General features: G+C 71.4%; 19 protein-coding genes and 3 pseudogenes. 11 read left to right on the top strand and 11 right to left on the bottom strand.

The annotated features are described in order from the left end of the window. Positions 1 to 20: 20 nt before the first annotated feature. The 3 genes from AB0F91_RS39020 to AB0F91_RS39030 are packed head-to-tail and all read right to left on the bottom strand — an operon-like array spanning position 21 to position 2,867. Positions 21 to 212 (bottom strand): ferredoxin, encoded by a 192-nt coding sequence (locus AB0F91_RS39020; RefSeq protein ID WP_360606129.1) that lies wholly within the window; start codon positions 210 to 212, stop codon positions 21 to 23. A gap of 4 nt (positions 213 to 216) precedes the next feature. Continuing rightward, entirely contained in the window at positions 217 to 1,320 is a 1,104-nt protein-coding gene (locus tag AB0F91_RS39025; RefSeq protein ID WP_360606130.1) for an NAD(P)-dependent alcohol dehydrogenase, read from the bottom strand. Between the two features lie 35 nt (positions 1,321 to 1,355). Next, the gene (locus AB0F91_RS39030; protein WP_360606131.1) at positions 1,356 to 2,867 is read right to left on the bottom strand and encodes an acyl-CoA synthetase; all 1,512 of its coding nucleotides are present in this window, start codon (positions 2,865 to 2,867) and stop codon (positions 1,356 to 1,358) included. 212 nt (positions 2,868 to 3,079) lie between these two features. On the opposite strand from AB0F91_RS39030, the gene AB0F91_RS39035 reads away from it, so the two are divergent. Continuing rightward, positions 3,080 to 3,718, top strand: a complete 639-nt coding sequence (locus AB0F91_RS39035) for a TetR/AcrR family transcriptional regulator (protein ID WP_360606133.1) — start codon at positions 3,080 to 3,082, stop codon at positions 3,716 to 3,718. A gap of 6 nt (positions 3,719 to 3,724) precedes the next feature. Here AB0F91_RS39035 and AB0F91_RS39040 read toward each other — a convergent pair whose 3' ends face one another. The 3 genes from AB0F91_RS39040 to AB0F91_RS39050 are packed head-to-tail and all read right to left on the bottom strand — an operon-like array spanning position 3,725 to position 6,169. Continuing rightward, positions 3,725 to 4,387 carry a TetR/AcrR family transcriptional regulator gene (locus AB0F91_RS39040; RefSeq protein ID WP_360606135.1) on the bottom strand — a complete coding sequence of 221 codons (663 nt, stop codon included), beginning with the start codon at positions 4,385 to 4,387 and terminating at the stop codon, positions 3,725 to 3,727. A 43-nt stretch (positions 4,388 to 4,430) separates the two neighbouring features. Further along, positions 4,431 to 5,186: a 3-hydroxyacyl-CoA dehydrogenase gene (locus AB0F91_RS39045; RefSeq protein WP_360606137.1), complete on the bottom strand. Its 756-nt coding sequence runs from the start codon at positions 5,184 to 5,186 to the stop codon at positions 4,431 to 4,433. An 11-nt stretch (positions 5,187 to 5,197) separates the two neighbouring features. Further along, positions 5,198 to 6,169, bottom strand: a complete 972-nt coding sequence (locus AB0F91_RS39050; RefSeq protein ID WP_360606139.1) for a nitronate monooxygenase family protein — start codon at positions 6,167 to 6,169, stop codon at positions 5,198 to 5,200. Positions 6,170 to 6,326: 157 nt separating this feature from the next. Between AB0F91_RS39050 and AB0F91_RS39055 the strand changes: the two are divergent. The 4 genes and pseudogenes from AB0F91_RS39055 to AB0F91_RS39070 all read left to right on the top strand — a co-directional run bounded on the left by AB0F91_RS39055 (position 6,327) and on the right by AB0F91_RS39070 (position 9,487). Continuing rightward, a pseudogene (locus AB0F91_RS39055) lies at positions 6,327 to 7,272 on the top strand (acyl-CoA dehydrogenase family protein). Between the two features lie 31 nt (positions 7,273 to 7,303). Next, positions 7,304 to 8,056, top strand: a pseudogene (locus AB0F91_RS39060) (4-hydroxyphenylacetate 3-hydroxylase N-terminal domain-containing protein); the annotation flags it as partial. Between the two features lie 190 nt (positions 8,057 to 8,246). Beyond that, positions 8,247 to 8,729 carry a 4-hydroxyphenylacetate 3-hydroxylase C-terminal domain-containing protein gene (locus AB0F91_RS39065; protein WP_360606141.1) on the top strand — a complete coding sequence of 161 codons (483 nt, stop codon included), beginning with the start codon at positions 8,247 to 8,249 and terminating at the stop codon, positions 8,727 to 8,729. Further along, positions 8,726 to 9,487, top strand: coding sequence for an enoyl-CoA hydratase-related protein (locus AB0F91_RS39070; RefSeq protein ID WP_360606143.1), 762 nt, complete (start codon positions 8,726 to 8,728; stop codon positions 9,485 to 9,487). The genes AB0F91_RS39065 and AB0F91_RS39070 overlap by 4 nt, the downstream gene beginning before the upstream one ends. A gap of 3 nt (positions 9,488 to 9,490) precedes the next feature. Here AB0F91_RS39070 and AB0F91_RS39075 read toward each other — a convergent pair whose 3' ends face one another. After that, a complete protein-coding gene (locus AB0F91_RS39075; protein WP_360606145.1) occupies positions 9,491 to 10,285 on the bottom strand; it encodes a DUF1684 domain-containing protein in 795 nt (264 codons plus the stop codon). 93 nt (positions 10,286 to 10,378) lie between these two features. Between AB0F91_RS39075 and AB0F91_RS39080 the strand changes: the two genes are divergently transcribed. From AB0F91_RS39080 to AB0F91_RS39095, 4 genes are all read left to right on the top strand, one after another. Further along, entirely contained in the window at positions 10,379 to 11,284 is a 906-nt protein-coding gene (locus AB0F91_RS39080) for an alpha/beta hydrolase (protein WP_360606147.1), read from the top strand. A gap of 87 nt (positions 11,285 to 11,371) precedes the next feature. After that, a complete protein-coding gene (locus tag AB0F91_RS39085) occupies positions 11,372 to 12,847 on the top strand; it encodes a glycosyltransferase family 39 protein (RefSeq protein WP_360606149.1) in 1,476 nt (491 codons plus the stop codon). 21 nt (positions 12,848 to 12,868) lie between these two features. Next, positions 12,869 to 13,339 (top strand): ribonuclease HI, encoded by a 471-nt coding sequence (gene rnhA / locus AB0F91_RS39090; RefSeq protein ID WP_360606151.1) that lies wholly within the window; start codon positions 12,869 to 12,871, stop codon positions 13,337 to 13,339. Next, positions 13,326 to 13,709, top strand: coding sequence for a YchJ family metal-binding protein (locus AB0F91_RS39095; protein ID WP_360606153.1), 384 nt, complete (start codon positions 13,326 to 13,328; stop codon positions 13,707 to 13,709). The genes rnhA and AB0F91_RS39095 overlap by 14 nt, the downstream gene beginning before the upstream one ends. Before the next feature lie 7 nt (positions 13,710 to 13,716). Here the strand turns inward: AB0F91_RS39095 and AB0F91_RS39100 are convergent, their stop codons facing one another. Next, positions 13,717 to 15,138: a carboxylesterase family protein gene (locus AB0F91_RS39100; protein ID WP_360606155.1), complete on the bottom strand. Its 1,422-nt coding sequence runs from the start codon at positions 15,136 to 15,138 to the stop codon at positions 13,717 to 13,719. Positions 15,139 to 15,220: 82 nt separating this feature from the next. On the opposite strand from AB0F91_RS39100, the gene AB0F91_RS39105 reads away from it, so the two are divergent. After that, positions 15,221 to 17,095, top strand: coding sequence for a Na+/H+ antiporter (locus AB0F91_RS39105; RefSeq protein ID WP_360606157.1), 1,875 nt, complete (start codon positions 15,221 to 15,223; stop codon positions 17,093 to 17,095). Between the two features lie 40 nt (positions 17,096 to 17,135). Next, complete coding sequence (locus tag AB0F91_RS39110; protein WP_360606159.1) at positions 17,136 to 17,822, top strand: histidine phosphatase family protein; 687 nt, start codon at positions 17,136 to 17,138, stop codon at positions 17,820 to 17,822. Here the strand turns inward: AB0F91_RS39110 and AB0F91_RS39115 are convergent. The 3 genes and pseudogenes from AB0F91_RS39115 to AB0F91_RS39125 form a co-directional block, all read right to left on the bottom strand. Then, complete coding sequence (locus AB0F91_RS39115; RefSeq protein WP_360606161.1) at positions 17,798 to 18,604, bottom strand: ABC transporter permease; 807 nt, start codon at positions 18,602 to 18,604, stop codon at positions 17,798 to 17,800. The genes AB0F91_RS39110 and AB0F91_RS39115 overlap by 25 nt on opposite strands. 43 nt (positions 18,605 to 18,647) lie before the next feature. Continuing rightward, complete coding sequence (locus AB0F91_RS39120; RefSeq protein WP_360606163.1) at positions 18,648 to 19,145, bottom strand: MmpS family transport accessory protein; 498 nt, start codon at positions 19,143 to 19,145, stop codon at positions 18,648 to 18,650. Positions 19,146 to 19,329: 184 nt separating this feature from the next. Then, positions 19,330 to 19,724: pseudogene (locus AB0F91_RS39125) on the bottom strand (NUDIX domain-containing protein). Positions 19,725 to 19,751 lie beyond the last annotated feature (27 nt).

The raw sequence follows: 19,751 nt of genomic DNA on the forward strand, positions 1-19,751 counted from the left end.
CCCCGTCATTTGAGAGCTCCTCATTTTTCAAGCCTCAGCGCCTCGGTCGGGCAGCCCGTCACGGCTTGCTCCACTTCGGACTCGAGACCATCGGGCACGGTCTCGGACGACACGGCCAGGTCACCGTTGTCGTCCACCTCGAACACCTCGGGCGCGAACGACTCGCAAATGCCCAGCCCGGTGCAGCGGGCGCGGTCCACGACGATCTTCACGTACTCACTCCTTCCGCGCGGCGCGAACCAGGACGGGCTTCACGACCTCGCCCTTCAAGCTCGCCTGCTCGGCTTCGTTGATCTCCTCGAACGGGAACGTCTCCACGAGCCGGTCGAACGGGAACCGGCCTTGGCGCCACAGCTCGATCAGCCGCGGGATCATCACCTGCGGCACGGCGTCGCCTTCGAGGATTCCCATCACGTTGCGACCCACGGCGAGCGCCGTCGGATCGAGCACCAGATCACCCTGCTGGACACCGACGAGCCCGCAGGTGCCAGTGGGGCGCAGCACCGCGATCGCCGTGGTGATCACCGACGGCACGCCGGTGGTGTCCAAGGTGTACTGCGCGCCGCCCGTGGCCGCCAGCAGCTGCTCGACGAGGTCGGCCGCGGCACCGTCGACGGTGTGCGTGGCGCCGAGCTCCTTCGCCAGCTCCAGCCGGCGCGGGTTGAGGTCCACGGCGACGATCCGCGCGGCACCGGCCACCCGCGCGGCCATCACCGCGGACAGGCCCACGCCGCCGGCGCCGAACACGACGAAACTCGTGCCGGGCTCCACGCCGAGCGCGCTGAACACCGAGGCCGCGCCGGTCTGGATACCGCAGCCGAGCGGGCCGAGCAGCTCCAGCGGCAGCTCCGGGTCGACCTTCACCGCGTTGCGGGCCGCGACCACCGAGTGCGACGCGAACGACGACTGCCCGAACCAGCGCGCGGCCACGGCCTCGCCGGCGGCGTCCAGCACCGGTTGCTCGCCGTCCGGGTCGTGGCCGGTGAGGTTGCGCGGGAAGAAGGTCTCGCAGTACGACGGGTGCCCGGCGACGCAGTTGGCGCAGTGGCCGCAGAAGTCGAACGACAGCACCACGTGGTCACCCGGCGCCAGGCTCGTCACGTCGGCACCCACGGCCTCGACGATCCCCGAGCCTTCGTGGCCGGTGATGATCGGCGGCGCGGCCAGGAAACCCGGCGCTCGCGGCAGCAGGTCCGTGTGGCACAGCCCGGCGCCGGCGATGCGCACCAGCACCTGTCCCGCGCGCGGGGCGGGCAGCTCGACGTCCTCGATCCGGTAGGGCCCGTCGGCGGCGCGCAGCACCGCGGCCTTGATCTGCATGGTCTTCTCGCTCCTGGTGAGTCCGAGGTGATCGGTCAGCGGGTGAGCTCGCCCTTGACGAGCTTTCCGGTGGGAGTGCGGGGCAGCCGGTCCACGAACGTGAACGCCCGGGGGACCTTGTAGTGCGCGATGCGCGCGCGCAGGTATTCACGCAGCTCGTCGCCGAGCCCGGGCGCGGCCTCGCCCGCGGGTTCGACGAACGCCCGCACCGCCTCGCCCATCTCCGGGTCGGGCACGCCGACCACGGCGACGTCGAGCACCTTCGGGTGCAGCGTCAGCGCGTTCTCGATCTCCTGCGGGTAGATGTTCACGCCGCCGGAGATGATCATGAAGGCCTTGCGGTCGGTGAGGAACAGGAAACCGTCCTCGTCGACGTACCCGACGTCGCCCGTGGTGGTCCACGTCGGGTGCTCCGGGTGCTGCGCCTCGGCGGTCTTGCCGGGGTCGTTGTGGTAGGCGAACGGCAGCGTGTCGCGTTCGAAGTAGACGGTGCCGATGCCACCCGCCGGCAGCTCTTCGCCGTCCTCCCCGCAGATCCGGATCACGCCGACGCCGGCCGGCCCGACCGAGCCGGGCTTGCGCAGCCACTGCTCGCTGTCGATGAACGTGATGCCGCTGCCCTCGGTGGACGAGTAGTACTCGTGCAGGACCGGGCCCCACCAGTCGATCATGGCACGCTTGACGTCGACCGGGCACGGCGCCGCGGCGTGGATGGCCACACGCTGGCTCGACAGGTCGTACTTCGCGCGCGTGGCTTCGGGGAGCTTGAGCATGCGGACGAACATCGTCGGCACCCACTGGCTGTGCGTCACCCGGTGGGTCTCGATCGCGGAAAGCGCTTGCTCCGCGTCGAACTTCTCCATCAGCACCACCGTGCCGCCCAGCGCCTGCACCACACCGCCGAACCGCAGCGGCGCCGCGTGGTAGACCGGCGCGGGCGAGAGGTAGACCGTGTCGGGGCCGAACCCGTACAGGGGACCGAAAACCGCGGTGTAGACGTCACCCGGCTCGTCGACCCGGCGCTCGGGCAGCGGCGGCTTGATCCCCTTGGGCCGGCCCGTGGTGCCGGACGAGTAGAGCATGTCCATGCCGCGCGGCTGGTCCGGCAGTGGCTCGGCCGAGGTGCTCGCCAGCGTGTCCTCATAGGACTCGTAACCGGCCACGCTTCCCCGGTAAGCCAGGCGGATGCGCACCTTGGGCGTGTCCGCGACGACGGCCTCGGCCACGTAGGCGAGCCCGCCGGACACGATCAGCGCCTCGGCTCCGCAGTCGTCGACGATGTAGGCGACCTCGGCCGGCGACAGGTGCCGGTTCACGGCCGTGATGTAGAGGCCCGAGCGCAGCGCGGCCCAGTAGACCTCGAACACTTTCGGGTCATTTCCCGCAAGGAGCGCGATGTGGTCGCCGCGGCGCAGGCCCGCTTCGTACAGGTAGCGCGCGAGCCGCGCCGAACGCTCCTCCAGCTGCCCGTACGTGAGCACCTCGCCGCCCGCCACGACGACGGCGGGCTTGTCGGGGAACTGCTCGGCATGGACACCGGGATACATGGGCGCTCCTGGCAAGGAAACCGGACGGGGAGCCGACCGGTGCGCCGCGGGCGCCCGAACCGGTCGGCCGTGACCTCGGGAGGGCTATCTAGCGTTCGTTAAGTTAAGCGTATGGCCCAGCTCACAGGTTGTCAAGACAGTATGTCTAGATCCTCTGTCCAGTCAATACGAGCGGCGAGCCGGTAGGGTGAGAGCGAGGACAAGGAGGCCGGATGCCGTCGGTGACCCGCAAGCCACAGACTGCTCGCAAGCAGCAGCGCCGGGAGACGCTCGGCCGCCAGTTGCTGGAGGCCACCGAGCGCCTCATGGGCGAGGGACTCACGTTCACCGAGCTGAGCGTCGACCGCCTGGCGTCCGAGGGCGGCATCTCGCGCGCCACCTTCTACGTCTACTTCGAGGACAAGGGCCAGCTGCTGCGGCTGTTCGCCCAGCACGTGTTCGCCGACCTCACCGAGGCCGCGCAACGCTGGTGGAACAGCGCCGACGCGCGCGACCCCGAAGACCTGCGGGCGTCGATCACGGAGATCATCGCCCGTTACCGCGACCACCGTTCGGTGCTCTACGCCGTGATCGAGATGGCGGCCTACGACTCCGAGGTCGACGAGCTCTACCGCGGCATCATGGAGGGCCTCGTCGACGCCATCGCGGCGATCATCGAACGCGGTCAGGCCGCCGGCACGATCACCCCGATGCCCGTGCGCGCCACGGCTTCCGCGCTCACGTGGATGGTCGAGCGCACGTGCCACCAGACGCTGCGCTTCACCCCGGAGTCCGAGGACGGCGCGCTGGCCGACTCCATGACCGAGGTCATCTGGCGCACCCTGTACCTGGAGCCCGCGCCGCGTCCGTGACGCGCCTCAGCGCTTGCGCTTCACCGGCCGCGCGCCGACGGTGCGCAGCGCGAGGTCCACGTACCGCTCGGCGAGTTCTTCGGGCTTCAGCGGGCCGCCGGGCTGGTACCAGCGCGCGATCGACTGGCACATGCCCAGCACGGCCCGCACCGTCTCCTCGGGGTTGGCCACGGTGAACACACCCTCGCGCGCGCCGTCCTCGATGATGCCGGTCAGGACGGTCTCGATCTCCTTGCGGCGCGCGGCGTACCGCTTGCGCGAGTCCGGCGAGAGGTGCCGCAGCTCGAGGTCCAGCGCGGCCAGCCGCGTGCGGTGCGTCATGTGCAGCACCACGGCTTCGACGACGTTGACCAGTTGCTCACGCGGGCCGGACGCGTCGGCCGCGGCGGCGTTGACCCGGCTGACGGCTTCGCCGGTGCCCAGGTCGAGCAACGCGGCGAAGGCGCCTTCCTTGCTGTCGTGGTGGTAGTACAGCGAGGGCACGGTCTGCCCGACCCGGCGGACGATGTCGCGCACCGACGTGCCGTGGAAACCGTGCTCGTAGAACGCGTCGAGTGCAGCGGCGAGCAGGGGCGTCAGCTCCAGCTCGTCGTAGTGCCGCCAGCCGGTCTCCGGCTCGGCCTCGATCGAGACCGCAGCGGAGGCCACCGCCTCCCGCGCACGCACCATGTTCCACCCATCGAGTCCGGGAGCTTCCCCGCCGAGTCTAGGCTCAGCGCGGGGCCATGCGGATGGCGCCGTCCAGCCGGATGGTCTCGCCGTTGAGCATCGGGTTCTCCACGATGTGGCAGGCCAGCGCCGCGTACTCCGCCGGATCGCCCAGCCGGGACGGGTGCGGCACCTGCGCGCCGAGCGACTCGACGGCCTCGTCGGGCAACGTCGCGAACAGCGGTGTGTGGAACAACCCGGGCGCGATGGTCATCACGCGGATCCCGAGGCTCGCCAGGTCGCGCGCGATCGGCAGCGTCATGCCGACGATCCCGCCCTTCGACGCCGAATACGCGGCCTGCCCGACCTGACCGTCGAACGCCGCGACGGACGCGGTGTTCACGATGACCCCGCGCTCCTCGCCGACCGGTTCGGTCTGCGCCACACGCTCGGCGGCCAGCCGGAGCACGTTGAACGTGCCGATCAGGTTGACCGACACCACCTTCGTGAACGCGTCCAGCGGGAACGCGCCCTTCTTGCCGACGGTCTTCACCGCGTTCCCGATGCCCGCGCAGTTGACGACCACCCGCAGATCGCCCAGCGCCGCGGCGGTGTCGACGGCGGCCCGCACATCGGCCTCGCTCGTCACGTCGGCCGGGGCGAACACGCCGTCCAGCTCCGCGGCGACCGCGCCACCGTCCGAAGTGGGCAGATCGACCACGACCACCTTCGCACCGCGCTCGTGCAGCGCCTTCGCGGTGGCCAGACCCAGCCCCGACGCCCCACCGGTCACGAGCGCGACCGTGTTCGCGATGTCCATCCGTTTCCTCCTCATGCCAGCACGCCGGCCAGGCGGCCGGCGATGATCTCGTGTGCCTCGGCGACGATGCGGGAGACCAGCTCCGCCACCGTCGGCACGTCGTGGACGAGTCCCTGCACCACACCGGCGGACCAGATGCCGAGGTCGACGTCGCCGGTCTCGTACACCTTGCGGCCGCGGCTGCCCGCCACCAGGTCGCGCACGTCGTCGAAGCCACCGCCACCCGCGAGGATGTCGACCACCTCGCGACTGGTGGCGTTGGACGCCACCCGGGCGGTGTTGCGCAGCGACCGGAAGATCAGCTCCGTGTCGCGCTCAGTCGCCTCGACGAGGCGCTGCTTCACGTTGTCGTGCACCGGCGCCTCGGCCGTGGCGAGGAACCGGGTGCCCATGTTGACGCCGTCGGCGCCGAGCGCGAGGGCGGCGACGAGGCCGCGGCCGTCGGCGAACCCGCCGGAGGCGATCATCGGGATGGTGACCTGCTCGGCCGCGGCGGGGATCAGCACCAGGCCCGGGACGTCGTCCTCGCCGGGGTGCCCGGCGCATTCGAAGCCGTCGACGGAAACGCCGTCCACGCCGAGGGTCTGCGCCTTCACCGCGTGGCGGACGCTGGTGCACTTGTGCAGCACCTTCACCCCGGCCGCACGGAACGCGGGCAGATGCTCGGCGGGGTTGAACCCGGCCGTCTCGACGACAGGCACGCCGGAACCGGTGATCACGTCGCGGTACTCGGCGTACGGCGGCGGGTTGATCGACGGCAGGATCGTGAGGTTCACACCGAAGGGTTTGTCCGTGAGCTCCCGGCAGCGGACGATCTCCTTGGCCAGGTCCTCCGGGGTCGGCTGCGTGAGCGCGGTGAGGAACCCGAGCGCGCCCGCGTTGGCCACGGCGGCCACCAGCTCCGCGCGGCCCACCCACTGCATGCCGCCTTGGACGATGGGGTGCGCCACCCCGAAAACCTCGCAGAAGCGCGTGCGCAGCATCCGGACTCCCTCGTTCGGCCCACGTTCGTTCGGTTCGGGACTTTTTTCGCCATCGACGCTAACTTAGCGATCGTTAGATATGCAGTGACCCGCGTCTCTTGACAGCAGCGAGCGCGCTTAACGATCGTTGGATAACTTCAGACACGCAGGGGGCACCGTGCAGCGCCAGCTCTTCACCGCCGACCACGAGGCCCACCGCGAACCGGTCCGCAAGTTCGCCGCGCGCGAGGTCGTGCCGAACCTCGGGCGGTGGGACACCGACCGCCTGATCGACCGCGAGGTCTGGCGCGCTGCCGGCAAGCACGGCGTGATCGGGCTGGCCGTGGCCGAGGAGCACGGCGGCGCCGGGCAGAGATCGGCAAGGCGTGCGCACCACTGCCGTGCGCGACGGCGGCGAATGGGTCCTCAATGGACAGAAGACGTTCATCACCAGCGGCATCAACGTCGATTTCGTGATCGTGGTGGCTCGTACGGACCCGACGGCGGGTTCGCGCGGGTTCAGCCTGATCGTGGTCGAGGACGGCACCCCCGGTTTCACGCGCGGACGCAAGCTCGACAAGGTCGGCCTGCACGCGCAGGACACCGCGGAGCTGTTCTTCCAGGACGTGCGCGTGCCGGTGGCGAACCTGCTGGGCACCGAGGGCCGCGGGTTCGCGCACCTGAGGGAACGGCTGCCGCGCGAGCGCATGTCGATCGCCGTCGGCAGCCTCGCGAGCATCGACGCGGTGTTCGCCGAAACGCGCGAATACTGCTTCAGCCGCAAGGCCTTCGGCAAGGCGATCGGCGACTTCCGGAACACCCGCTTCGTGCTCGCCGAGATCGCCACCGAACGCGACCTGGCGGCCGCGTACCTCGACGCGTGCGTGCACGAGATCAACGCCGGCACGCTCACCGCGGTCGACGCGGCGAAGGCGAAGTGGTGGGCCAGCGAGCTGCCGAAGCGCGTGGTCGACCGCTGCGTGCAGCTGCACGGTGGCTACGGCTACATGCTGGAGTACCCCGTCGCCCGGGCCTTTGTGGACTCCCGCATCCAGACGATCTACGGCGGGACCACCGAGATCATGAAGGAGATCGTCGGCCGTGATCTCGCCACCGGCAACTGACCACCCCACCGACACGGAAAGCGGACGACACATGGGTTTGCGCACGGCGAAGGAGTACCGGGACGGGCTGCGCGACGACCGTCGCGTGTTCTACCGCGGGCAGCGGGTGGCGAGCGTGGGCGACCACCCGGAGCTGACGCTCGCGGGGGACCACTCCGCGCACTGCTTCGACATCGCGCAGTCGCACCCCGAGCTGGCCGTGGCCGACGGGTACTCGGCGTTCTACCGGGTGCCGCGTTCGGCCGAACAGCTGCGGGCACGCGGTGAGCTGGTCGAGACCGTCTCCCGGCTGGGCGGCGGGATCATCACGCTCAAGGAAGTGGGCAGCGACGCGATGTTCGCGCTGCTGCGCACGCTCGAAGGTGCGGAGCTGGCGCGCGCGAAGGCCTTCCACGAACGCGTGTGCCGCGACGACCTGGCGCTGGCCGTGGCACAGACGGACGTGAATTGCGACCGTTCGCTCGCGCGGCACCAGCAGGGCGACCCGGACCTGTACCTGCGGATCGTCGACGAGGACGCCGACTCGATCACCGTGCGCGGCGCGAAGTGCCACACGTCGTACTCGGCCAACGCCGACGAGCTGATCGTGCTGCCGACGCGCGCGATGGGACCCGACGACGCGGACTACGCGGTGTCGTTCGCGATCCCGGTGGACACGCCGGGCCTGAACATCTACGTGTCGCCCTACCTCGCCGGCGAGCGCAAGGAGTTCGAGTTCCCGTTGTCGTCGAAGCACAAGATGCTCGAGAGCCTCACGGTGTTCGACGACGTGCGCGTGCCGAAGGAACGCGTGGTCCTGAACCGGCGCCCCGAGCTGGCGGGGCCGCTGGCGATCGCGTTCGTGGACTACCACCGGTTCACCGCGATCAACTACAAGCTGCCGCCGCTCGATCTGCTGGTGGGTTCGGCGTCGCTGATCGCGGAGTACAACGGCATCGCGCGCCGGGCACGTGAAGGACAAGATCACGCAGCTCATGGCGTACGCCGAGACCGTGCGGGGGCTCGCGGAGCTGGCCTCGCTGCGGTCGCGGCCCGGGCAGGACGGCATCCAGCAGCCCGGCCCCGTCGCGGTGAACACGGCGAAGTACACCTTCGCGCACGGCTTCCACGACGCGGCGGCGAAGCTCATGGACCTCGCCGGCGGGCTGCTCACCACCGGCCCCGGCAGTGAGGACTGGGCGAACCCGGAGATCTGCGCCGTGCTGGAGAAGTACTACGCGGCCGCCGTGCCGGCCGAGCCCCGGCTGCGGTTGCTGAACCTGATCGCCGACCTCACCGTCCGCGACTACGGTGGCTACCAGGCCGTGCTCGCCACGCACGCGGAAGGTTCGCTGAAGGCGGAGAGCTGCAGATCCCCCGCACCTACGACCCGACGCGCGCCCGGGCGTACGTCACCCACCACGCCGGAATTGCCTGAAAGGGGCCTTTCTTGCCCGCGCCAGTTGATGTGCCAGTGAAGATCGAGCAGGACGGTGCCGCGCTGCGCATCGAGTTCGACCGGCCCGACCGGCTCAACGCGGTGACCACCGCGATGCTCGTGCGCGCGGGCGACGCCGTGGAGGAGGCGCTGGCGGACGCGAGTGTGCGGGTGGTCGTGCTGACGGGTGCCGGGCGCGCCTTCTGCGCCGGCGCCGACCTTGCCGGCAGCGACATCGAGGCCGACCCGGACACCGGCACGATCGACGCCGCCAACCGGCTCACCCGGCTGTTCCGAGACATCCCGAAGCCGGTGGTGGCCGCCGTGAACGGCCCGGCCGTGGGCGTGGGCTGCTCGTTCGCGCTGGCCGCGGACCTGTGCGTGGCGCGGGAGTCGGCGTATTTCCTGCTGGCGTTCGCCAACGTCGGCCTGATGCCCGACGGCGGCTCCACCGCTCTGGTGCCCGCCGCCATCGGCCGCGCCCGGGCGGCGCGGATGGCGATGCTGGCCGAGCGCATCCCGGCCGCGCAGGCCCTGGGCTGGGGCATGATCTCCCACGTCGTGCCGGACGCCGGCTTCGACGCGGAGGTCGCCCGCCTCACCCGGCAGCTCGCCGAGGGCCCCACGGCTTCCTTCGCGCAGACGAAGCGGGCGCTGGCCGCGTCGTCACTGGCCCAGCTCGACGGCGCGTTCGAGCTGGAGCGAACCGGTCAGTCGTCGTTGTTCGCCACCAAGGACTTCGCCGAAGGCCTGGCCGCCTTCCGCGCCAAGCGTCGCCCCCAGTTCTGCGGCGAGTGAGGCCTACTGCCGCTCGTAGGGCAGCTTCTCCCCCGCCTCCACGGCGAACGGGAGCCGGTTGCCCTCGGGCGGCAGCGGGCACGTCGCGAAGTCGGTGAACGCGCAGGGCAGGTTGCGGGCCCTCGTGAAGTCCACCGTGACGCGGCCGTTCTCGTCCGGCTTGTCGACGGCGAGCGACCGGTTGGCTGCGTAGGTGGTAACGCCGCTGGTGGCGTCGGTGAACAGGATCGTGAAGCCGCCTTCGCGCCCGTTGAACGCGGTGAGCGTGTACTCGGTGCCTTCGTGGGTGAACCTGACCTTGCCGGGCGCGGTGTACACGTGCGACAGCCCCTCGACCACCGCGCCCACCGTGACCGGCCTCGGCTCCTCGAACGCCTCGAACCGCCCCGTGACGGCCCATGTCTCGTCGGGCTCGTACGCCGGCACACCCCGGAACTTCTTCAGCACCGGCGCCTCGGGATCGTGCACGCGAATCAGGTACCCCGACCGCCTCGCGATCTCCACCTCGACGGCCCCGGCCGTCACCCGCGTCCCGGCGCCGCTGTTCACCAGCTCGATCCGCTTGACGCCGGTGATCTTCTCGCCCTCGTGCGCGAGGTCGGCACCGTCAGGGTCGACGTACGCGGCTTTCTCGTCCTGCCACCACTTGCCGGGCAGGTTGCCGTAGCTCCGCGGCTCGTCCTCCAGCCAGTCGAGGGACACGAGCGCCAGCCAGCCGTAGGGATCGGCCAGCTCCTTCTCACGCTGGAGCTTCCAGTCCTGCCAGGCTTGGGTGAAGTCCCTGGTGCTCGCCGTCATGCCTGCCCCTTCCGTCGACCCGTGCCGGGAACAACGCCTCGCCGCGGGCGTTGTTCCGCGTCCCACCATGCGGGCGCCGATATCTTCGGGTGGGTGGCGACGGCGACAGGAGCACAGGGCAGGGCGGACGACACCGGGAGCGCGCCCGGGGCGATGCTGCTGCACCGGTCCGGCACCGGTGGGCCGCCCGTGGTGTTCCTGGCCGGTGGCGGCATGTTCGGCCTCTACTACTGGACTGTGCACAACCTCGTCGCCCAGTTCACCACGAGCGTGTTCTACGACCGGCTCGGCACGGGCTGGAGCGAAGGGGTGGACCTCCCCCGCAGCGGTACGCAGGTGACCGACGACCTGCGCGAGCTGTTGCGCACCGCGGCTGTGCCCGGCCCCTACGTGCTGGCCGGGCATTCGCTCGGCGGGCTCTACGCGCGGCTGTACGCGAAGCGGTTCCCCAGTGAGGTCGTGGGTCTGGTCCTGCTCGACCCGACCCACGAGGACATCGTCGGCTACCTGCCGGAGGCGAAGGCGCAGCTGCTGCGGAACTCGAGCACCAACGACCTGTTCGCGCCGGAGCAGCTGGACGCGATGCGGGCCGCCTACCGGGCCACGTTCGGCCGGGCGCTCGCCGGCTGGCCGGCCGAGATCCGCGAACCGCTGCTGGATCAGGGGTTCCGCCGCGAGCGCTACCGGCAGTCCCTGCGCGAGCCGATGAACCTGCCGCGGCTGTTCGGCGAGGTTCGCGACGCCGGGCCTGATCCCGACGTGCCGCTGATCTTCGTGTCCGCCATGGGGATCGACCGGTTCACCGAGGAGCTGGTGCCGCCCGAAGCGCGCGCCTCGCTGGCCGAGTCCACCCAGGCCAAGCACCGGCTGTACACCGATCTGGCCGCTGCCCTCCCCCGAGCCGAGGTCCGCCGCCTGGACGATGCGGGGCACTCGGGCCTCGCCTGGCTCCGGCCGGACGCCGTGGTCCAGGCGATCCGGGACGTGTCGTCGCGCTGACCCGGCTCGCAGGGTCTCGGGTCGGAAACGGGGGCCCTGTCGATCTCGGGGCAGCGTTACGATCCGCCTTCCGGGTGAGGGGGAGCCATGGGGGAAACCGCTTCGGAGACAGCGCCGAAGACCAGGGCGCCGTTCGCGGCGGGTGGGGTCGGGATCGTGGTGCTGGTGCAGGCGGCCGTGCTCACGGTGTTGTCCGGCGGGTACGGGTTCCACCGCGACGAGTTCTACTACGTGGCCGCCGGGAACAGGCTCGCGTGGGGGTACGTGGACCAGGCGCCGTTGACGCCGGCGTTGGCGAGGCTCGCGACGAGCCTGTTCGGGGACACCCCGCCCGGGCTGCGAGTGGTCGCGACGCTCGCCGGGGTGGCGACCGTGGTCGTCCTGGCGTTGGTCGCGCGGGAATTCGGGGCCGGGTACGCGGGCCAGGTGATCACCGCCGTGGTCACGGCGCTGTCCGGCTACGTCCTCGTCGTCTCGCACATGCTGTCCACCACCACGATCGACATGCTCGTCTGGTCGGCGCTGGGGCTGTTCACCGTCAAGCTGCTCAAGAGCGGCGAGGGCCGCTGGTGGCTCGCGATCGGCGCGGTGACCGGCGTCGGGCTGCTCAACAAGTGGCTCGTGCCCCTGCTGCTCGTCGCGCTGGCCGTCAGCGTGTCCGTCACGGGGCCCCGCAAGGTGTTCCGCACGTGGTGGCTCGCGGCCGGCGCCGCCATCGCCCTCGCTGCGGTCGCGCCCGTCCTCGTCTGGGAGGCCCGCAACGGCTGGCCCATGGTCACGTTCGCCGGCGGCATCAGCGAAAACGACGGCGCCGAGAACCGCCTGATGTTCGTCCCGCTGCAGATCGCGTACCTCTCCCCCGCGCTGGTTCCCGTCTGGATCGCCGGGATCGTGCGGCTGTGGAAGACGCCGCGGCTGCGATCGCTCTCGCTCGCGTACCCGATCCTCTGCGTCGTTCTGCTCGCGCTCGGCGGCAAGCCGTACTACTCGCTGCCGCTGCTGATGCTGCTCACGGCGGCCGGCGTGCAACCCGCGCTGGAGTGGTTCGCGCGCCGCCGGGCGCGGCGGTGGTGGCTGGTCGCCGCGGCGCTCGGCGCGGGGGTCTCCCTCGCCATCGGGCTGCCGATCGTGCCGGCGCAAGCCCTCGGCCCGGTGCTCGCGCTGAACAAGGAGCAGGGCGAGCAAGTCGGCTGGCCGGGGTTCGTCACGACCGTCGCCTCCGTCTGGCGGCAAATTCCCGAAAAGGCCGACGCCGTCGTCTTCACCAGCAACTACGGCGAAGCCGGGGCGATCGAGCACTACGGCCCCGCCCACGACTTGCCCGCGCCGTACTCGGGCCACCTGGCGTACGCCGACTGGGGCCCGCCGCCCGATCGGCTGGACGGGGCCGTGGTGCTCGTCGGCTCGTTCGACCGCCCCGCCCGGGCGTTCACCGGCTGCCACGAGGTCGCCGTGCAGGACGCCGGGATCGACAACGACGAGCAGGACACTCCGGTCGCCCTGTGCACCGGGACCACGGCCGCGTGGTCGGCACTCTGGCCGAGCCTCCGCCACTTCTCCTGACGCGCTCGGTAGGGTCGCTGCGTGAGCGAAGAGGCCGTGGAGATCTACACCGACGGTGCGTGCAGCGGCAACCCCGGCCCGGGCGGCTGGGGCGCCTTCCTGCGCTACGGCCGCCACGAGCGTGAGCTCTACGGCGGCGAGGACACCGTGACCACCAACAACCGGATGGAGCTGATGGCGCCGATCCGCGCGCTGGAAAGCCTCACGCGGCCCTCGATCGTGCGCATTTACACCGACAGCACCTACGTCCGCAACGGCGTGATGCAGTGGATGCCGCGGTGGAAGAAGAACGGTTGGCAGACCGCGGCGAAGCAGCCCGTGAAGAACGCCGACCTGTGGCGGCGCCTCGACGCCGCCGGCGAGCGCCACGAAGTCGAGTGGTTGTGGGTGAAGGGCCACGCGGGCCTGCCCGAGAACGAGCGCGCCGACCGGCTGGCGGTGAAGGGCGCGCAGGAATCCGCCCAGGCCGGGGTCAAGCGTGCCCGAGGCTGACCCACGCTGTCCCTGCGGCCTGCCCCAGCCCTACGCCGAGTGCTGCGGCCGCTTTCACGACGGCCGCCAAACCGCGCCCACCGCCGAACTGCTCATGCGCTCGCGCTACAGCGCGTTCGCCGTCGCCGATCACGCGTACCTGCTGGCGACCTGGCACCCGGACACCCGCCCGAAGCGGCTGCGCCTCGACGACGGCCAGGAGTGGACCGGCCTCGACATCCTCGGCGGCACGGGCGGCGGGCTGCTGCAGAACGAGGGCACCGTCGAGTTCCGCGCGCACTACCGCTTCCGCGGCCACGACGACACGCTGCACGAGAACAGCCGCTTCGTCCGCGAAGCCGGCCAGTGGTTCTACGTCGACGCGCTCTGACCAGCGCTCACAGGGAATCCCACAGCCGGCGCTGCTCGGCGTCCGGATCGGACACGGTGGTGCTCACGTCGTCGAACAGCCGCGTGATCCGCGCGCCGGGCTCGTACGGCGCCCAGCCCGGGTCGCCCGTCGCCACGAACCGGACCCACACGTCGAACATCCGGGTCGCCATCGCCTGCAGCCGAGCCGGATCCGGTTTCGCCGGCGCGAACAGGAAGCGCCAGTTCTTGTTGCTGATGTCGTCGAACATCAGCGGCAGGTCGAGCCCGTGCACGGCGCCGAGCCCCTTGCCGCGCGGCGCGATCCGCCAGTCCAGGCGGTACATCCACGCGGTGCCGCCGGCGGCGTGCTGTGCCTCGGCCAGCCGGATGGCGGGCAGCCACCAGTCCCCTGCCGTCCGCACGCGGTTGCGCAGCTGGTCCTCGGGCCAGGTGGGCAGCAGCTCGCGGTAGGCGACGACGCCCTTGGCGATCGTCTCGTCGTCGAGCATCGTCGAGCCGGTGCCGAGCAGCTTGGCGCGGCCGGTCTGCAGCCAGGAAAACAGGTCCTGCTCGTCGGCCGTCGTGCCGGTGAGGACCCTCACGTCGCGCGCGGCCCCGTCGGCCACGGCCTCACCCGGGTACCGGGGCAGCAGATCGCCGTCCACGATCACGCGGTAGGTCACGAGCTTCCCCGAAGCGGCCGCCACCCGTTGCTGCGCCTCGAGGATCCGCGTCACCGGCAGCGTGGCGAGCTCGGCCGCGGACACGCCGAGGTCGGCCAGCAGCGCCGCCGCCACGGTCTCGCCCTCGGCCGGCGTGTGCACGACCGAGCCGACCCCCGTGCCGCTCTGCACGATCGCTCGGTGGAAGAGCCCCCGTGTCCGCGGCACGGCCAGCAGCGTGCCGACCGTGCGCCCGCCGTTCGACTGCCCGGCGAGCGTGATCCGGTCCACGTCGCCACCGAACGCGGCCACGTTGTCGCGCACCCACTCCAGCGCGAGCACCTGGTCGTGCAGTGAAAGATTGCCCTCGGACACGCCGGGCAGCCGCAGCATGCCCAGCACCCCGAGGCGATAGCCGACGGTCACCACGACCACGCCGCGGCGCGCGTAGGCCGACGCGTCGAACTGGTGCGGCGAGCCCATCACCCCGCCACCGCCGTGGATCCACACCAGCACCGGGTACGGCCCGGGTGCGGCCGGCGCGTAGATGTTGACGTGGAGGCAATCCTCCTCGCCGGTGAACCCACGCCCGGTCACCTCCGGCTGCGGGGCCCGCGCGGCGAACCGCGTCGCGTCTCGGACACCGGTCCAGCGGCCCACCGGCCGCGGCGGCCGGAACCGCAGCGGACCCACGGGCGGCTCGGCGTAGGGCACGCCCAGGAAATACCCGACCCCGGCGCGCACTTCGCCACGCACCGCACCGGCCCGCGTCTCCACCGTCGTCACGCGGGCCAGCCTAGTGACCACGCCGGTGACGAGTTCTGTGTCCCGCGAGCACCCGCGGCCGCGAGCGGGTCATGATTACCCCGTGCACATCGCGGCGGAATTGGTGGCGCTGGTCGTGACGGTCCTCGTCGTCACGGTCATCGCCAGGCGTCTGGACTGGTCGGCGCCCCTGTGTCTGGTCGCGGTGGGGGTCGCGGCGTCGTTCATCCCCAGCCTGCCCGACTACCGGCTCGACCCCGAGGTCGTGCTGATCGGGCTGCTGCCCCCACTGCTGTACTCGGCGTCGATCCAGACATCGCTGGTCGCGTTCAAGAAGCTGCGCGGGCCGATCCTCGTGCTGTCGGTGGGGCTGGTCGTCTTCACCGCGTTCGGCGTCGGCATGGTCGCCTGGGCCGTGGTGCCGGGGCTGCCGCTCGCCGCGGGGATCGCGCTCGGGGCGGTGGTCGCGCCGCCCGACGCGGTGGCCGCGAGCATGGTCGCGCGCCGGGTCGGCATGCCGCGCAAGCTCGTGCGGCTGCTGGAGGGCGAAAGCCTGTTCAACGACGCGGCCGCGCTGGTCACCCTGCGCACCGCGATCGCAGCCATCGCCGGGTCGATCAGCCTGTGGCAGGCCGGTCTCGACTTCCTGCTCGCGGCGTTCGGCGGGATCGTGGCCGGCCTGCTGGTCGGCCTGGTCGCGACGCAGCTGCGCAAGCGCCTGGAGGAACCGGTCACGGACACGGCGCTCTCATTCGCCGTGCCGTTCGTCGCCTACCTGTTGGCCGAGGTCGCGCACGGCTCCGGCGTGCTCGCGGTGGTCGTCTGCGGCCTCATGCTCGGCCACGAGTCGCCGCGCATTCTCTCTGGCTCCACGCGGCTCGCGTCGCGGCTCAACTGGCAGACGGTGCAGTTCCTGCTGGAGAACATGGTCTTCCTGCTGATCGGCCTGCAGCTGCGCGGGATCCTCATCGAGGTCTCCAAGACGGGCCTGTCGGTGTGGGAGCTCGTCGGCATCTGCACCGCCGTGCTCGGCACGGTGATCCTCACGCGCGTGCTGTGGCTGGTCGGCATCGGCGTGCAGAAGCGCCTCACCGCCCGCTTCGTCAAGAAGCCGAAGATCTGGCCCTGGCGCTACTCCGCGGTGATCGCGTGGGCCGGCATGCGCGGCGTCGTCACGCTCGCGGCGGCGTTCGTGCTTCCCGCCGACACCCCCCAGCGCGCCGTGCTGGTGCTGGCCGCGTTCGTGGTCGTGGCCGGCACGCTCGTGGTGCAGGGCATGACGCTGCCGACGCTGATCCGGCGCCTGCGCCTGCCGCGGCCCGACCCGGCCGAGGACGCGTTGCAGGAAGCCGCTGTGGTCAACGACATGACGCGCGCCGCGCTCGCGAAGCTCGAGGAGATCAGCACCCCGGACGACCCGCCGGACATCATCGAACGGCTGCGCGACCGCCTCCAGTACCGCGCCGATTCGGCGTGGGAACAGCTCGGCCGACAGAGCGCGCTCGCCGAGACCCCGAGCGACGCCTACCGCCGGCTGCGCCTGCAGCTGCTGGAGGTCGACCGCGAGCAGTTCCTGCTGGCGCGCGACAACGGCACCGCCGACGACACCGTGCTGCGCCGCGTGCTCGCCCGGCTCGACATCGAGGAGTCGCTGCTCGACCGCGTCGAAGAAGAAGCACCAGTCGTCGAACGCGAGCTGAGCACGCCGGCCGTCACGGCGCGCTCCTGCAAGCACCTGGCGCACCAGTGGCGCGACGTGGACCCGAGCTCCCCCGACGTCTGCGCCGCGTGCATCGCGGAAGGCACGACCTGGGTGCACCTGCGCATGTGCCTCAAGTGCGGCAACGTTGCGTGCTGCGACTCCTCCCCGCGCAAGCACGCGACGCTGCACTTCCACGACAGCCGTCACCCGGTGATGCGCAGCTTCGAACCGGGTGAGACCTGGCGGTGGTGTTTCGTGGACAAACAGCTGGGTTGAGGACCCCGGCTCGCAGCCCGGCCCGGATAGGGTCGGGGCCATGAGCACGCCCGAGCAGGAAGTCGAATACCGCCAGCACCGGTTCAGCCCCCCGCCGGGAGCGACCGAGATCTTCCTGGTGCGCCACGGAGAATCCGCGCCCGCGCGGATCAGCGCACCGTTCGACCTCGTCGACGGCCAGGCCGACCCCGACCTCGCGCCCGAAGGCCGCGACCACGCCCTCCGCATCGGCGAACGGCTCGTGGGCGAGCGCATCGAAGCGCTCTACGTGACCACGTTGCGGCGCACGGTGCAGACCGCCGCGCCGCTGGCCGAGAAGCTGGGCCTCACGCCGGAGGTCGTGCCCGAGCTGCGCGAAATCCACCTGGGCGACTGGGAGAACGGGCTCTTCCGCCAGCACACGACCGAGGGCCACCCGATCGTCGACCGGCTCTGGACCGAGCAGCGCTGGGAGGTGATCCCGGGCGCGGAGTCCGACGAGGCGTTCGGCCGGCGCATCCGCCGGGCGCTCACGCGGATCGCCGAGGCCAACCCCGACCGCCGCGTGGCGGTGTTCACCCACGGCGGCGTGATCGGCGAAGTCTTCGCGCAGGCGAGCCGCGCGGTCGACCGCTTCGCGTTCCTGGGCGCGGACAACGGGTCCATCTCCCACCTCGTGGTGCACGGCGACCGGTGGCTGGTGCGGCGCTTCAACGACACCGCTCACCTGACGGCACCGCTCGGCTGACGCCGCGACGCCCACGCGAAGGCCCACCGGCGGCGCACCGGCTCGTCGCGGCGGATGAACCCCGCGGCGACGAGCTGCACCGTCGTCAGCACGGCCACGGCTTCCGCGGCCAGCAGCCCGATCAGCACGAGCGCTTGCGCGATGCCCGCCTGGATCGGGCCCGCGCCGCCGAGCAGCAGACCGACGTACGCGCCCGGCAGTGTCACCAGCCCGACCGTGCGCGTCTGGTCGAGGGCCGGGATCAGCGCCTGTCCGGCCGAGGGACGGCAGATCTCCAGCGCGGCGAGCCGGGGCAGGAAACCCAGTGCCAGCGCGGCTTCGTACTCGCCGTGGCGCTGGGCCAGCTCGTCGAGCGCGCGGCGCGCCGACTGCGACGTCGCGGTCATCGTCCCGCCGATCACGATGCCGGCGATCGGCACGACCGTGATCGGTTCCAGCGGCACGACTCCCGAAGCGAGCACCAGGGCCAGCACCGGCGCGACGCCCGAGGCCAGCGCCGGCGCGACCCAGCCGATCCGGCGTGGCACGCCGATGCGGGCAGCCGACGTGACCGCCGCGATCGCGAACATCAGCAGCACGAACAGGCCGGTGAGCCAGCCCGACCGCAGGATCAGCGTGATCACCAGGGACACGAGCGCGAGCTGCGCGACCGCGCGGACCGCCGCCAGCAGCACCGCCCGGCCTTGCCCCAGCCCGCCGAAGCGCACCACCCCGGCCCCCGCCAGCGTGAGCACCGCCAGGACGATCACCAGGGCGGGCCCGAACCCGATCGCACCGTTCACGCCCGTGATCCTGCCCCAGGAACGGCCTACCCGAGGCTTACGTTCAGGCCGTGCAGCTGAGCTGCGCGCCCTCCCCCGACACCGACTTCTCGGCGACGACGGTGCCGTCCACGGTGATGCGGCAGGTCAGCCCGCCTGGCCCGGCGCTCTGCGCGGCGAGGCTCGCGAACTCGGCTTCGCCGGCGGGGGCGGTGCGCGTGACGGTGACCGACCACGGCGTGGTGACCTCGGTCTGCTGCTCGAGGCCCGCATCGGCGGCGACGTAGGTGAGGTTGCGGGCGCCGCCTTCGCCCTCGAGCGAGTAGACGATGGTGCGGGTGACGTTCTGGACGGCCACGGGCTCGGCCTGCGCGACCTCGGTCGGGGACGCCTGGCCGGGTTCACCGGCCGTCGGCGCCGCCTTGGGCGTGACGTACGAGGCCACGGCGATCGCGACGGCGATGACGCCGACCACGACGACCACGCTGCCGAGCGGCCTGAGCCAGCCCGGACCACCCGCACCCGGCGGCGATGCCGGAGGAGTCGCGGCAGGAACACTCATGGAGAGGTCTTCTCTCGTTCGAGCGCACTTCTGACGAGTACGTTGCCTGGATCTCGTCCGAACGTCACTCGGCGTTAGCCAACCGCACAAAGTTGGTGAAACTTCACTCTTTCGGGTGCCCCTATGGGTCAGTCACCGGTGTGGCCACCACGGACGATGCCGATAACACCGTCGTGATAGCCGATCACGGAGAGTCAATCCACGATGCCGAGCGCGGCCGGCATCGGCAGACACGCCGTCCGGCGGGCAGCCACGCCGCGGCGTCGGCGGAGCCCGGCCACGCCGCCTCGGCGGTTCTCGGCCGACGGCCCCGGCTCGCCCCTGTGTTTCGGCCGTGGACCAGGTCATGCGCACGCGGCGCCCGTCGGCGAATCCGTCGGCCCGCTCGTCGAGCAGCGCGAACAAGCGGAAGGTCAGCGGGGCGAGCTCCACGCCCCGCTCCTCTCGGATCTCGCGGCACAGCCTCGCGACGTCGCCCTGGTCCGGCTCGCGTTTGCCGCCGGGCAGGGAGAACTTCTCCTTGCCGCGTGTGCGCACCAACGGCAGGCGCCGGTCGCGGACCCAGCCCAGCGCGTCGATCGGCGTCGTGGGTCGCGTTCCGTCGCA

It is taken from the genome of Amycolatopsis sp. NPDC023774, from assembly GCF_040639695.1.
In the GTDB taxonomy this organism is placed as follows: Bacteria; Actinomycetota; Actinomycetes; order Mycobacteriales; family Pseudonocardiaceae; genus Amycolatopsis.

Coding starts and splice junctions, on each gene's coding strand:
- AB0F91_RS39040 (WP_360606135.1), bottom strand. CDS start 4,387: ATGGTGCGTGCGCGGGAGGCGGTGGCCTCCGCTGCGGTCTCGATCGAG.
- AB0F91_RS39025 (WP_360606130.1), bottom strand. CDS start 1,320: ATGCAGATCAAGGCCGCGGTGCTGCGCGCCGCCGACGGGCCCTACCGG.
- AB0F91_RS39120 (WP_360606163.1), bottom strand. CDS start 19,145: ATGAGTGTTCCTGCCGCGACTCCTCCGGCATCGCCGCCGGGTGCGGGT.
- AB0F91_RS39035 (WP_360606133.1), top strand. CDS start 3,080: ATGCCGTCGGTGACCCGCAAGCCACAGACTGCTCGCAAGCAGCAGCGC.
- AB0F91_RS39045 (WP_360606137.1), bottom strand. CDS start 5,186: ATGGACATCGCGAACACGGTCGCGCTCGTGACCGGTGGGGCGTCGGGG.
- AB0F91_RS39050 (WP_360606139.1), bottom strand. CDS start 6,169: ATGCTGCGCACGCGCTTCTGCGAGGTTTTCGGGGTGGCGCACCCCATC.
- AB0F91_RS39085 (WP_360606149.1), top strand. CDS start 11,372: ATGGGGGAAACCGCTTCGGAGACAGCGCCGAAGACCAGGGCGCCGTTC.
- AB0F91_RS39075 (WP_360606145.1), bottom strand. CDS start 10,285: ATGACGGCGAGCACCAGGGACTTCACCCAAGCCTGGCAGGACTGGAAG.
- AB0F91_RS39065 (WP_360606141.1), top strand. CDS start 8,247: ATGGCGTACGCCGAGACCGTGCGGGGGCTCGCGGAGCTGGCCTCGCTG.
- AB0F91_RS39110 (WP_360606159.1), top strand. CDS start 17,136: ATGAGCACGCCCGAGCAGGAAGTCGAATACCGCCAGCACCGGTTCAGC.
- AB0F91_RS39030 (WP_360606131.1), bottom strand. CDS start 2,867: ATGTATCCCGGTGTCCATGCCGAGCAGTTCCCCGACAAGCCCGCCGTC.